At 55.1% G+C, this 12,560-nt stretch carries 11 protein-coding genes and 1 other RNA gene; 6 read left to right on the top strand and 6 right to left on the bottom strand.

Going from position 1 to position 12,560, the window contains the following annotated elements:
• Window positions 1-83: 83 nt before the first annotated feature.
• The 4 genes from ubiI to OGY72_RS09085 all read right to left on the bottom strand — a co-directional run bounded on the left by ubiI (window position 84) and on the right by OGY72_RS09085 (window position 4,505).
• Window positions 84-1,286 (bottom strand): FAD-dependent 2-octaprenylphenol hydroxylase, encoded by a 1,203-nt coding sequence (gene ubiI, locus OGY72_RS09100; protein ID WP_148361499.1) that lies wholly within the window; start codon window positions 1,284-1,286, stop codon window positions 84-86.
• 115 nt (window positions 1,287-1,401) lie between these two features.
• On the bottom strand, window positions 1,402-2,580 hold the full coding sequence (gene ubiH, locus OGY72_RS09095; protein WP_126317436.1) for a 2-octaprenyl-6-methoxyphenyl hydroxylase: 1,179 nt from the start codon (window positions 2,578-2,580) through the stop codon (window positions 1,402-1,404).
• Window positions 2,577-3,902, bottom strand: a complete 1,326-nt coding sequence (pepP, locus tag OGY72_RS09090) for a Xaa-Pro aminopeptidase (protein ID WP_148361497.1) — start codon at window positions 3,900-3,902, stop codon at window positions 2,577-2,579. The genes ubiH and pepP overlap by 4 nt, the downstream gene beginning before the upstream one ends.
• Before the next feature lie 24 nt (window positions 3,903-3,926).
• On the bottom strand, window positions 3,927-4,505 hold the full coding sequence (locus OGY72_RS09085) for a YecA/YgfB family protein (RefSeq protein ID WP_003026978.1): 579 nt from the start codon (window positions 4,503-4,505) through the stop codon (window positions 3,927-3,929).
• A gap of 167 nt (window positions 4,506-4,672) precedes the next feature.
• Here OGY72_RS09085 and zapA point away from each other — a divergent pair, with 167 nt between their 5' ends.
• From zapA to OGY72_RS09070, 3 genes are all read left to right on the top strand, one after another.
• The gene (gene zapA, locus OGY72_RS09080) at window positions 4,673-5,002 is read left to right on the top strand and encodes a cell division protein ZapA (protein WP_003026980.1); all 330 of its coding nucleotides are present in this window, start codon (window positions 4,673-4,675) and stop codon (window positions 5,000-5,002) included.
• A gap of 41 nt (window positions 5,003-5,043) precedes the next feature.
• A non-coding RNA gene (gene ssrS / locus OGY72_RS09075) (6S RNA) lies at window positions 5,044-5,227 on the top strand.
• Window positions 5,228-5,246: 19 nt separating this feature from the next.
• The gene (locus tag OGY72_RS09070; protein WP_003825482.1) at window positions 5,247-5,843 is read left to right on the top strand and encodes a 5-formyltetrahydrofolate cyclo-ligase; all 597 of its coding nucleotides are present in this window, start codon (window positions 5,247-5,249) and stop codon (window positions 5,841-5,843) included.
• Between the two features lie 120 nt (window positions 5,844-5,963).
• Here the strand turns inward: OGY72_RS09070 and serA are convergent, their stop codons facing one another.
• Both serA and rpiA read right to left on the bottom strand, forming a co-directional pair.
• Entirely contained in the window at window positions 5,964-7,196 is a 1,233-nt protein-coding gene (serA, locus tag OGY72_RS09065; protein ID WP_003825480.1) for a phosphoglycerate dehydrogenase, read from the bottom strand.
• 271 nt (window positions 7,197-7,467) lie between these two features.
• On the bottom strand, window positions 7,468-8,127 hold the full coding sequence (rpiA, locus tag OGY72_RS09060; RefSeq protein WP_003026986.1) for a ribose-5-phosphate isomerase RpiA: 660 nt from the start codon (window positions 8,125-8,127) through the stop codon (window positions 7,468-7,470).
• A 170-nt stretch (window positions 8,128-8,297) separates the two neighbouring features.
• Between rpiA and argP the strand changes: the two genes are divergently transcribed.
• The 3 genes from argP to meaB all read left to right on the top strand — a co-directional run bounded on the left by argP (window position 8,298) and on the right by meaB (window position 12,557).
• Window positions 8,298-9,191 (top strand): DNA-binding transcriptional regulator ArgP, encoded by an 894-nt coding sequence (gene argP, locus OGY72_RS09055; RefSeq protein ID WP_003825477.1) that lies wholly within the window; start codon window positions 8,298-8,300, stop codon window positions 9,189-9,191.
• Between the two features lie 233 nt (window positions 9,192-9,424).
• Entirely contained in the window at window positions 9,425-11,569 is a 2,145-nt protein-coding gene (gene scpA, locus OGY72_RS09050) for a methylmalonyl-CoA mutase (protein WP_286547599.1), read from the top strand.
• Entirely contained in the window at window positions 11,562-12,557 is a 996-nt protein-coding gene (gene meaB / locus OGY72_RS09045; protein ID WP_286547597.1) for a methylmalonyl Co-A mutase-associated GTPase MeaB, read from the top strand. The genes scpA and meaB overlap by 8 nt, the downstream gene beginning before the upstream one ends.
• Window positions 12,558-12,560 lie beyond the last annotated feature (3 nt).

The raw sequence follows: 12,560 nt of genomic DNA, 5'->3' as shown, positions 1-12,560 counted from the left end.
CAAATGAGAGAAGCACCCCGGCGCGAAAGCCGGGAGAGGAAAGTGTGACGGGTCTCAAACTCTTAAGATTGTCCTTACGGACACTAACGTAACCACTCGGGAAGATCGTTCAGTCCCATCGCCTGACGGATGAGTTGTGGTTTTACGCCCGGGAGGGTATCGGCCAGTTTCAGCCCAATATCGCGTAGCAGTTTTTTCGCCGGATTCTCGCCTGCAAACAGTTCACGGAAACCCTGCATCCCCGCCAGCATCAGCGCTGCGCTATGCTTACGGCTGCGCTCGTAGCGGCGTAAATAGAGATACTGACCAATATCTTTTCCCTGACGCTGTAGCCGCTTAAGCTCATCGATCAGTTCCGCCGCATCCATAAAGCCAAGGTTAACCCCCTGACCCGCCAGCGGGTGGATGGTATGCGCCGCATCCCCCACCAGCGCCAGACGATGGGCCGCGAACTGGCGGGCATAACGTCCCGTCAGCGGAAACGCCTGACGTTCGCTTTCAAGGCTGCACAGCCCCAGACGATTATCAAAGGCGATATTCAGCGCCTGATTAAACTCGTCAACGCTTGCCTGCTGCATACGTTCTGCTTCCTGCGGCGAGAGCGACCAGACGATAGAGCACAGGTGCGGATCGCTGAGTGGCAGGAATGCCAGAATCCCCTCGCCATGAAACGCCTGACGCGCAACCGCACCGTGAGCTTCCTGCGTACGGATAGTCGCCACCAGCGCATGATGACGGTAGTCCCAGAAGGTGAGCGGAATGTCCGCTTTATTGCGCAGCCAGGAATTAGCGCCATCGGCACCGACGACCAGACGCGCTGTCAGCATTGTGCCATCTTTGAGGCTCAGAAATGCCTCGTTCTCGCCCCAGGCCACCTGCTGTATTTCAGCTGGCGCCATCAGCGTAATATCCGCTGAACGCTGCGCCTTTTGCCACAGTGCATAATGGATTTCTGAGTTTTCAACGATGTGACCCAAATGGCTGTAGCCCATGCTCTGGTCATCAAACGCAATACGTCCAAAGCTGTCTTTGTCCCAGACTTCCATGCCGTGGTAGCAGCAAGCGCGACGAGCAACAATGTCGGACCAGACGCCAAGACGGGTAAGCAGTTTTTCGCTGGCTGCATTAATGGCCGAAACGCGAAGCTGAGGAGGAGCATCCGCCGCCAACGGCTGCGGAACATGTTGTTCTAACACCGCAACGCGCAACCCGCTGCCCTGCAGGCCGCAGGCAACCGCCAGTCCCACCATGCCGCCACCAACAATTGCTACATCAACACTTTGCACTGTTTATACCTCGAAACCTGTAATCCGTAGGCCTGATAAGCGCAGCGCCATCAGGCATTTTTGCGGGGACCCTTGCCGGATGTCGGCGTTGCCTTATCCGACCTACAGGTCATATTTATCGTGCAACCCAACCCAGGGTCCGCTCCGCCAGCGCATCGCGCGCAGGGGTGAATAATTCCATCGCCATCAACCCGACATTGCGCCCAACAACCAGCGGGGCCCAGTGATTGGCAAACAAATACACTAAATTGTTGGTCACACCAATCGTCGTCTCGCGATCGCGCTCGCGGCGCTGCTGATAACGTGCCAGCACCGCATAATCACCGACATCTTCCGCGCCGTTTTGCGCCTGCGTCAGCGTCTCAGCAAGGCTCATTACATCGCGCAGGCCAAGGTTGAAACCTTGCCCGGCAATGGGATGCAGCGTCTGGGCGGCGTTCCCTACCAGCACGGTACGATGGGTAATCGCCTTCAGCGCCGTAGTTAACGAAAGCGGATAAGCGCTGCGTTTACCAGCCTGGGTAATACGTCCCAGTCGCCAGCCAAAAGCGGTTTGTAGTTCACGGCAAAACTGTTCGTCGGACCAGGTCATGATCTCATCACGCTGCTCCAGTGGATGGCACCACACCAGCGAGCAGCGACCGTCAGACATTGGCAGCATTGCCAGCGGGCCATATTGCGTGAAGCGTTCAAACGCTCGCCCGTCGTGCGGTACAGAGGTCGTGACGTTGGCAATCACCGCCAGTTGTTCATAAGGCTGTTGCAGCCAGTCAACACCGCAGGCAGTCGCCAGTGCGGAACGCGTGCCGTCAGCAGCCACCAGCAGGCGACCGGTAATCATCTCGCCATTCTCCAGCGTCACTTCAACGCGATCCTGCGTGCGCGACACGCTGGCTACGCGGTCGGGGCAGTGCAATGTGACACCCGGTGCTTTGCGCAGCAGCGCAAACAGACGCAGCCCGACGTCGTGCAGTTCTACCACCTGGCCCAGAGCTGGAATACGGTATTCCTGCGCATCCAGCGTCACAAATCCGGCATGGCCGCGATCGCTGACGTGAACCGTTTTAATGGCCGTTGCGCAATCGGCAATCGCCTGCCATACGCCAATTCGTGCCAGCTGTTGGCAGGTTCCTGCCGCCAGCGCGATCGCCCGGGCGTCAAACCCGGGATGGCGGTCAGTTTCAGGTTCGCTCGCTTCTATCAGATGAACCGGCAGAGTCCCATGGCTGAGCTGAGAAATGGCCAGCGCCAGCGTCGCGCCAACCATACCACCACCAACGATAATCACACTCATTGCAGTCGCGCCGCAGCCATTAAGGCTTCAATGTCATCAGCTTTCTTCACTACGCTGGCGGTCAGGTTTTCATTGCCGTCCTCGGTGATGAGGATGTCATCCTCAATACGAATGCCGATACCACGATAAGCCGGTGGTACATCAGCATCCGGCGCGATATACAGTCCCGGTTCGACGGTGAGTACCATTCCCGGCTCAAGAATGCGTGAGCGGTCCTGACCATAAACGCCGACATCGTGCACATCCAGACCCAGCCAGTGGCTTAGACCATGCATAAAGAATGGGCGATGCGCATTTTCAGTAATCAACTGATCGACATCACCGTGCAGAATGCCAAGCTTCACCAGCCCCGTAATCATGATACGCACCACTTCGCCAGTGACTTCCTGAATGGACGTTCCGGGACGATACAGACGCAGGCTGGTCTCTAAGGATTCCAGCACGATATCGTAGATTTCACGCTGTGCTGGGGTAAATTTGCCGTTTACCGGGAAGGTCCGCGTAATGTCACCCGCATAGCCTTTGTATTCACAGCCAGCGTCAATCAGCACCAAATCGCCATCGCGCATTTCACTTTCATTTTCGGTGTAATGCAGGATACAGCCGTTTTCACCGCTGCCGACAATCGTGTTATAGGACGGATAACGCGCGCCATGACGGGTAAATTCATGGTGAATCTCCCCTTCTAACTGGTATTCAAACATTCCCGGACGGCATTTTTCCATCGCGCGGGTATGCGCCAGTGCGGTGATTTCTCCGGCACGACGCATGACCGCGATTTCTTCCGGTGATTTGAACAGGCGCATTTCATGCACCATCGGACGCCAGTCGATAATCGCGGCAGGCGCGTGCAGATTTTGTCTGGAGCCTTTGCGCAGTTTATCCAGCGCCGTGCACACAATCTCGTCGGCCCAGGCATACTCGCCCTGGGCGTGGTATACCGCGTCCAGACCATTGAGCAGCAAATACAGCTGTTGATTGATTTCACTGAAGGCCAGCGCCCGGTCAACGCCAAGTTTTACCGGGGCAGCATCCTGGCCCAGACGGCGGCCAAACCAGATCTCCGCCGTCAGATCGCGAACCCGATTGAACAAAACGCTGTGGTTATGAGTGTCATCACTTTTGATCAGCACCAGCACGGCTTCAGGTTCGTTAAAACCGGTGAAGTACCAGAAATCACTGCTTTGGCGGTAAGGGTATTCACTGTCCGCGCTACGCGTCGTTTCCGGTGCGGCAAAAATCAGCGCGGCGCTGCCGGGCTGCATTTGTGCCAGTAAAGCCTGGCGACGACGCTGGAATTCTTGCTGAGATATCTCGCTCATCACACTCTCCTTTGCGTTTCGTTCTTAGTGCAGAGTCGGTTTACGGACTTCCGGCGCGGTCGGCTGCTGACGCGTAAACGTGTCATGACACAGCAAGGCGGCTACGCGCACGTATTCGATGATCTCTTCGAGCGACATTTCCAGCTCTTCCTGATCTTCGTCTTCGTCATATCCCAATTGAGCGATATTGCGCAGGTCGTCAATCGCTTCCCCGGTTTCGCCGGTCACTTTGTCGAGCTTCGGTTGCGTGACGCCAAGGCCCAGTAAAAAGTGGTTTACCCATCCCGCCAGCGCATCGGCGCGATCGAACACGCTGACGTCATCCCCTTCAGGCAGATAAAGCTGAAAAAGGAAGCCGTCGTCTTCGAGGGCATCACTGGTGGCTGAGTGCATTTTCAGCAGCGCCTGAGCCAGCTCGTGACCAAAGGCCAGACCTTCGTTCGTCAGGTCGTGCAGCAGCGGCTGCCATGAGCTGTCGTTATTTCCGCCGCAAATCATTCCGCTTATCAAGCCGTGCATTTCGGCCGGGGTTAATCCAGCCCCTTGTTGGTTCAAAAACTGGCTAACTTCGTTGTAACCAGGCATTTCGTTCTGTATAGACATAAGCATTCGTCATCAAAGGGAGGAATATTCATGGTATGCTACCACTTTGGACCCTGGTGGACCAGAAAAGGGCTTGTATCTTGATACCAGGGTAGCTATAGTGTCGCCCCTTCGCGGACCCACGGTCTGGAGACGAAGGCAGCGCAGTCAATCAGCAGGAAGGTGGCATGTCTGCACAACCCGTCGATATCCAAATATTTGGCCGTTCACTGCGAGTGAATTGCCCGCCTGAACAAAGGGATGCGTTGAATCAGGCTGCGGACGATCTCAATCAGCGATTGCAAGATCTGAAAGTTCGCACTAGAGTCACAAATACTGAGCAGTTGGTTTTCATCGCCGCGTTGAACATCAGCTATGAATTAACTCAGGAAAAAGCGAAGACGCGTGAGTACGCGGCGAGCATGGAACAACGTATTCGGATGCTACAACAGACCATCGAACAGGCGTTGCTTGATCAGGGTCGCATAACCGAAAAAACGGGCCAAAACTTTGAATAACACTTTTCGGTTTACTGTGGTAGAGTGACCGTGAAGACAAAATTTCTCTGAGGTGTTTGCAAGCGGGCCAGTCCCCTGAGCCGATATTTCATACCACAAGAATGTGGCGCTCCACGGTTGGTGAGCATGCTCGGCCCGTCCGAGAAGCCTTAAAACTGTGACGACGCATTCACCTTGAACCAAGGGTTCAAGGGTTACAGCCTGCGGCGGCATCTCGGAGATTCCCTTCTACCTGGCAACAGCCATGACATTACTTTCTGAACTCCCTTTATCCCGGCAAGAAATCCGTCAACTGATTCGGCAGCGTCGTCGTGCGCTTACTTCCGAACAGCAACGACAATACGGTCAGCAAGCCGCGACCCGAATGCTCAGTTATCCCCCTGTTGTACTCGCTCATACCGTGGCGGTATTCCTCTCGTTCGATGGCGAACTCGATACCCAGCCGCTAATAGATCAGCTGTGGCGAGCGGGCAAGCGCGTCTATCTTCCGGTTCTTCATCCCTTCAGCCCTGGCAACCTGCTGTTCCTGCACTATCATCCGCACAGCGACCTGGTAACCAATCGCTTAAAGATCCAGGAACCACGGCTTGATGTACGTGACGTATTGCCGCTCTCACAGCTGGATGTACTGATTACGCCGTTAGTGGCGTTTGATGAGGTCGGGCAACGCCTGGGTATGGGCGGTGGATTTTATGACCGTACGTTGCAAAACTGGCAGCAGCATAAGATCCAGCCCGTAGGCTACGCGCACGATTGTCAGCGAGTGGAAAAGCTGCCTGTCGAAGAATGGGATATCCCACTGCCTGCGGTGGTGACGCCATCCAAAATCTGGGAGTGGTAGCTTTTTTTGCCAATTGCGGCAAGGCTCGAAAACAGAATGTATGCGTGACAGGAGGAGATTTTGAGGCCGGGAAATCAGAGGAAAGATGGGCAGGTCAACCGCCTGCCCATGTAGAGGAAATCAGTACAGCAGACGAGCGCGAATGGTTCCCGGAAGGGCTTTCATTGCCAGCAGCGCTTTCTCTGCTACATCTTCATCCGCTTCAATATCGATAACCACGTAACCTACCTGCGCGGAAGTCTGCAGATACTGTGCGGCAATGTTGACGCCCTGCTCGGCAAAAATCTGGTTCAGCGCGGTCAAAACGCCCGGACGGTTTTCGTGAATGTGCATCAGACGACGACCACCGTGCAGCGGCAGCGAAACTTCCGGGAAGTTAACTGCAGACAGCGTAGAGCCGTTGTCGGAATACTTGGTCAGTTTCCCAGCCACTTCCAGACCGATGTTTTCCTGTGCTTCCAGCGTTGAACCACCAATGTGCGGTGTCAGGATCACGTTGTCGAAATCACACAGCGGCGAAGTGAAAGGATCGCTGTTGGTTGCCGGCTCGGTTGGGAATACGTCGATTGCTGCCCCTGCCAGGTGCTTGGTCGCTAACGCGTCGCACAGCGCAGGAATATCAACAACTGTGCCGCGTGCGGCGTTAATCAGCAGCGCGCCTGGTTTCATCAAGGCAATCTCACGCGCGCCCATCAGATTTTTGGTGGAGGCATTTTCCGGTACGTGCAAACTGACCACGTCGCTCATATTGAGCAGGTCGGAAAGATGCTGCACCTGGGTGGCGTTGCCGAGCGGGAGTTTATTTTCAATATCATAGAAATAGACGTGCATCCCCAGCGATTCCGCCAGAATGCCTAGCTGAGTACCAATGTGGCCGTAGCCGATGATCCCCAGTTTTTTGCCACGCGCTTCAAACGAGCCGGTAGCCAGTTTATTCCACACGCCGCGGTGTGCTTTGGCGTTCGCTTCGGGTACACCGCGTAGCAGGAGAAGCAGTTCGCCAATCACCAGTTCCGCAACGGAACGCGTGTTAGAGAATGGCGCATTAAACACGGGGATCCCGCGCTTTGCCGCAGCGCTGAGATCAACCTGGTTGGTGCCGATACAGAAGCAGCCAATCGCGACCAGTTTCTCTGCGGCGTCAATCACATCTTCAGTCAGATGGGTACGGGATCGCAGGCCAATGAAGTGGGCATCACGGATGGACTCTTTCAGTTGTTCAGTGTCCAGAGCGCCTTTATGAAACTCGATGTTGGTATAACCTGCTGCACGAAGGCTTTCGAGCGCTTTTTGATGCACGCCTTCAACCAGCAGAAATTTAATCTTATCTTTCTCCAGTGATACCTTTGCCATTTCCCCGACCCTGTCTTTTTTTGTTCAAACTGATGTGTTGTGTGTGGGATTTTCATCCGTCTCTTCAACATATCAAAAAATAATATTGCGGCAATATGAACGTTTGCGTCGCCGTGCTGAAGAAATGTCATTCAGAGAGAAATGTCAGAGGAAAATACTGGCGATAACTTTTTCTTTGGAGAGATCGGCAGGACAATATTATAAACGTGACACAAGTCACCAAATTTGCCCTGCCAAAATTTTTTTAACGGGAGAAGACACTCCCGTCAGATCATTTTACGATAGTTTTCACGCCGTCTGGCGTACCGATCAGCGCGACATCCGCACCACGGTTGGCAAACAGACCGACGGTTACCACGCCCGGAATCGCATTGATGGCGTTTTCCATCGCGACTGCATCGAGGATCTCCAGACCGTGTACATCAAGGATCACGTTACCATTGTCCGTCACTACACCCTGACGGTATTCAGGACGACCGCCCAGCTTCACCAACTGGCGAGCCACAGCGCTGCGCGCCATTGGGATCACTTCAACCGGCAGCGGGAAGTTACCGAGAATATCGACTTCTTTGGACGCGTCGGCAATACAGATAAATTTCTTCGCCACGGAAGCAATAATTTTTTCACGGGTCAACGCTGCGCCGCCGCCCTTGATCATCTGCATGTGGCCGTTGATTTCATCCGCGCCGTCAACGTATACGCCGAGGCTGTCCACTTCGTTAAGATCGAACACGTGGATACCGAGGCTTTTGAGTTTTTCGGTTGAAGCGTCCGAACTGGATACCGCACCTTCAATCTGACCTTTCATTGTGCCCAGCGCATCAATAAAGTGTGCGGCTGTTGAACCTGTACCTACGCCCACAATGGTACCGGGCTGTACATACTGAAGTGCCGCCCATCCTACTGCTTTTTTCAGTTCATCCTGCGTCATGATCGTTTCGCCTGTGGTGTGAATATGGTGGGAAAATTCACGCGCATTATAGAACATTGTGCAGAAAAATGTCCCCACACCCGCTCGCAAGCGGCGGATTTCGTCTTTACCCAACCTAAATTTGTGTCATAGTGCAGAACAAGCAAAATTTTCAGGAGTGCGTCAAAGCAATGAAACGTCCGGACTACAGAACACTACAAGCACTGGATGCGGTTATTCGTGAACGAGGATTTGAGCGCGCGGCGCAAAAGCTGTGCATCACGCAATCCGCGGTTTCACAGCGCATAAAACAGCTTGAGAATATGTTCGGACAACCGCTGCTGGTGCGTACCGTACCACCACGCCCAACCGAACAGGGGCAAAAACTACTGGCGCTTTTGCGTCAGGTTGAACTGCTCGAAGACGAGTGGCTGGGTGATGAACAAACCGGTTCGACGCCGCTGCTGCTCTCACTGGCGGTGAACGCCGACAGTCTGGCGACCTGGTTGCTTCCGGCGCTGGCTCCGGTACTGGCAAATTCGCCGATTCGGCTGAACCTGCAGGTTGAGGATGAAACCCGAACTCAGGAACGTCTGCGTCGTGGTGAAGTGGTCGGTGCGGTGAGTATTCAACATCAGGCGCTGCCAAGCTGCCTGGTGGATAAACTCGGCGCGCTGGACTACCTGTTTGTTGGCTCTAAACCTTTCGCCGAGCGTTATTTCCCTAACGGCGTCACCCGCTCTGCCCTGCTGAAAGCTCCAGCGGTAGCGTTTGACCATCTTGATGATATGCACCAGGCGTTCCTGCAACAAAACTTCGACCTGCCGCCGGGCAGCGTGCCGTGCCATATCGTTAACTCGTCTGAAGCCTTTGTTCAATTGGCGCGTCAGGGAACGACCTGCTGCATGATCCCCCACTTGCAGATTGAGAAAGAACTGGAAAGCGGCGAACTTATCGACTTAACGCCGGGCCTGTTCCAGCGCCGGATGCTGTACTGGCACCGTTTTGCGCCGGAAAGCCGCATGATGCGCAACGTCACCGATGCGCTGCTGGCCTATGGTCACAACGTACTGCGTCAGGATTAAACCGCTCATAACCTCTGAGTGCCGGATGGTGGCGTAACGCCCTATCCGGCCGACAAGTCTTTTACCCTCTTTTCATGCTATTCCCGCCACGTCTTTGAAATAAATCACAAAATCAAACACGCCACGCGGCAAAAAACGACGCCCTGTTGGCTATTTTTTGCTGGCGACAAGCCAAATGAAAAAGCTCACCGTATTCGCAAAGATTCAACTTATTGCGTAATACGGAGCAAAAAATGGCAAACGTGCAGGAGTGGCAAACACTCGCCAATAAAGAACTCAGTCGACGGGAAAAAACCGTCGAGTCGCTGGAAAGACAGACGGCGGAAGGGATTGCCATCAAGCCGCTGTACACCGAAGAAGACCTCGATAATCTGGAAGTCACGGGCACCCTTCCCGGTCTGCCGCCTTACGTGCGTGGCCCGCGCGCCACCATGTATACCGCGCAGCCGTGGACCATTCGTCAATACGCTGGTTTCTCTACCGCCAAAGAGTCCAACGCCTTTTACCGCCGCAACCTCGCCGCCGGGCAAAAAGGGCTTTCCGTCGCCTTTGACCTTGCCACCCATCGTGGCTATGACTCTGACAACCCGCGCGTGGCAGGTGACGTCGGCAAAGCGGGCGTGGCGATCGATACCGTCGAAGATATGAAGGTGCTGTTCGACCAGATCCCGCTGGATAAGATGTCGGTATCGATGACCATGAACGGCGCGGTTCTGCCGGTACTGGCGTTTTATATCGTCGCTGCAGAAGAACAAGGTGTAGCGCCGGAACAACTCACCGGGACCATTCAGAACGATATTCTGAAAGAGTACCTGTGCCGTAACACCTACATTTATCCACCAAAACCGTCCATGCGCATTATCGCCGACATCATCGCCTGGTGCTCCGGCAACATGCCGCGCTTTAACACCATCAGCATCAGCGGCTATCACATGGGTGAAGCCGGAGCAAACTGCGTACAGCAGGTGGCCTTTACGCTGGCAGACGGTATTGAATACATCAAAGCCGCACTTTCCGCCGGACTGAAAATAGATGATTTCGCCCCGCGCCTGTCGTTCTTCTTCGGTATCGGCATGGATCTGTTTATGAACGTCGCCATGCTGCGCGCAGCGCGCTATTTGTGGAGTGAAGCGGTCAGTAGCTTTGGTGCGACCAACCCGAAATCTCTCGCTCTGCGTACCCACTGCCAGACGTCCGGCTGGAGCCTGACCGAGCAGGACCCGTACAACAACGTGGTGCGTACTACCATTGAAGCACTCGGCGCTACGCTTGGCGGTACCCAGTCGCTGCATACCAACGCCTTTGATGAAGCGCTCGGTCTGCCCACCGATTTCTCCGCCCGTATTGCGCGTAATACGCAAATCATCATTCAGGAAGAATCAGAGATCTGCCGCACCGTCGATCCGCTGGCCGGATCGTATTACGTCGAGTCACTCACCGATCAAATCGTGAAGCAGGCACGCACGATCATCAAACAGATTGATGAGGCAGGCGGCATGGCGAAAGCGATCGAAGCCGGGCTCCCTAAACGGATGATCGAAGAAGCTTCCGCGCGTGAACAGTCGCTGATCGACCAGGGTAAGCGCGTTATCGTCGGCGTCAATAAGTACAAGCTGGATAAAGAAGACGAGACGTCGGTACTGGAGATCGACAACGTGAAGGTGCGCAACGAGCAGATTGCCTCGCTGAAACATATCCGCGCCACCCGCAACAACGATGCCGTCAAGACCGCGCTATCCGCGCTGACCCACGCCGCGCAACATAATGAAAACCTGCTGGCTGCTGCCGTCAACGCCGCCCGCGTTCGCGCCACGCTGGGTGAAATCTCCGACGCGCTGGAAGTCGCTTTTGATCGGTATCTGGTTCCCAGCCAGTGCGTCACCGGAGTGATTGCGCAAAGCTATCATCAGTCTGATAAATCCGCCGATGAGTTCGATACCATCGTTGCGCAAACCGAACAGTTCCTCGCGGAAAATGGCCGCCGCCCGCGTATTCTGATCGCCAAGATGGGTCAGGACGGCCACGATCGCGGCGCGAAGGTGATCGCCAGCGCCTACTCCGATCTCGGCTTTGATGTCGATCTCAGCCCGATGTTCTCCACACCGGAAGAGATCGCCCGCCTGGCGGTAGAAAACGATGTGCATGTGATTGGTGCCTCATCGCTGGCCGCCGGCCATAAAACGCTGATCCCGGAACTGGTTACCGCACTCAAAAAATGGGGGCGTGAAGATATCTGCGTGGTAGCAGGAGGTGTTATTCCGCCGCAGGATTACGACTTTCTGCACGAGCATGGCGTGGCAGCCATTTATGGCCCCGGCACACCAATGCTCGACAGCGTCCGCGATGTGTTAACCCGTATCAGTCAGCATCATGATTAACGCCGCCACGCTTGAAGATACCGTCCGTCGTTTGCGACTCGGTGAACGGGCTACGCTCGCCCAGGCGATGACGCTGGTCGAAAGCAACCACCCGCGCCACCAGCCGCTGAGTACGCAATTGCTGGACGCGATTATGCCGTTCACCGGTAACGCCCTGCGTTTGGGGATCACCGGTACGCCGGGCGCGGGCAAAAGCACTTTCCTGGAAGCATTCGGCATGCTGCTTATCCACCACGGATTACGGGTAGCGGTGATCGCCGTCGATCCCAGCAGCCCGGTCAGCGGCGGCAGCATTCTTGGCGATAAAACCCGCATGACGGAGCTGGCCCGCGCCGAATCTGCGTTTATTCGCCCGGTCCCTTCCAGCGGTCATTTAGGCGGTGCCAGCCAGCGCACCCGGGAATTAATGCTGCTGTGCGAAGCGGCTGGCTTTGACGTGGTGATTGTGGAAACCGTCGGCGTTGGGCAGTCCGAAACCGAAGTCGCAGGCATGGTGGATTGCTTTATCTCACTGCAAATCGCTGGCGGTGGCGACGATTTACAGGGCATCAAAAAAGGCCTGATGGAAATGGCGGATCTGGTCGTCATCAATAAAGACGACGGCGAGAACCATACCAGCGTGGCCATCGCCCGCCATATGTATGAATCCGCCCTGCATATTCTGCGCCGTAAATATGACGAGTGGCAGCCGCAGGTCCTGACCTGTAGCGCCCTGGAAAAACGCGGTATCGAGGAGGTTTGGCAGGCGATAACCGACTTCAAAACGTGCCTGACCGCCAGCGGTCGACTGGAAAAAATTCGCCAGCAGCAGGCGGTGGACTGGTTACACCAGCAGGCTGAAGAAGAAGCCCTGCATCTGTTGTTTGCTCGCACTGATTTCGACCGCTATTTCCAGCAGACGCTACAGGCCGTCAAAAACAATGATCTTTCGCCGCGCACTGGTCTGCGGCACATCAGCGAATTTATCCAGCATCATTACTTTCAATAAAGA

This window comes from Citrobacter sp. Cpo221, assembly GCF_030332345.1.
GTDB classification, from domain to species: Bacteria; Pseudomonadota; Gammaproteobacteria; order Enterobacterales; family Enterobacteriaceae; genus Citrobacter; species Citrobacter portucalensis.
This window is presented reverse-complemented; position numbering and strand designations above follow the sequence as displayed.

Coding starts and splice junctions, on each gene's coding strand:
- ubiH (WP_126317436.1), bottom strand. CDS start 2,580: ATGAGTGTGATTATCGTTGGTGGTGGTATGGTTGGCGCGACGCTGGCG.
- pepP (WP_148361497.1), bottom strand. CDS start 3,902: ATGAGCGAGATATCTCAGCAAGAATTCCAGCGTCGTCGCCAGGCTTTA.
- OGY72_RS09085 (WP_003026978.1), bottom strand. CDS start 4,505: ATGTCTATACAGAACGAAATGCCTGGTTACAACGAAGTTAGCCAGTTT.
- zapA (WP_003026980.1), top strand. CDS start 4,673: ATGTCTGCACAACCCGTCGATATCCAAATATTTGGCCGTTCACTGCGA.
- OGY72_RS09070 (WP_003825482.1), top strand. CDS start 5,247: ATGACATTACTTTCTGAACTCCCTTTATCCCGGCAAGAAATCCGTCAA.
- serA (WP_003825480.1), bottom strand. CDS start 7,196: ATGGCAAAGGTATCACTGGAGAAAGATAAGATTAAATTTCTGCTGGTT.
- rpiA (WP_003026986.1), bottom strand. CDS start 8,127: ATGACGCAGGATGAACTGAAAAAAGCAGTAGGATGGGCGGCACTTCAG.
- argP (WP_003825477.1), top strand. CDS start 8,298: ATGAAACGTCCGGACTACAGAACACTACAAGCACTGGATGCGGTTATT.
- scpA (WP_286547599.1), top strand. CDS start 9,425: ATGGCAAACGTGCAGGAGTGGCAAACACTCGCCAATAAAGAACTCAGT.
- meaB (WP_286547597.1), top strand. CDS start 11,562: ATGATTAACGCCGCCACGCTTGAAGATACCGTCCGTCGTTTGCGACTC.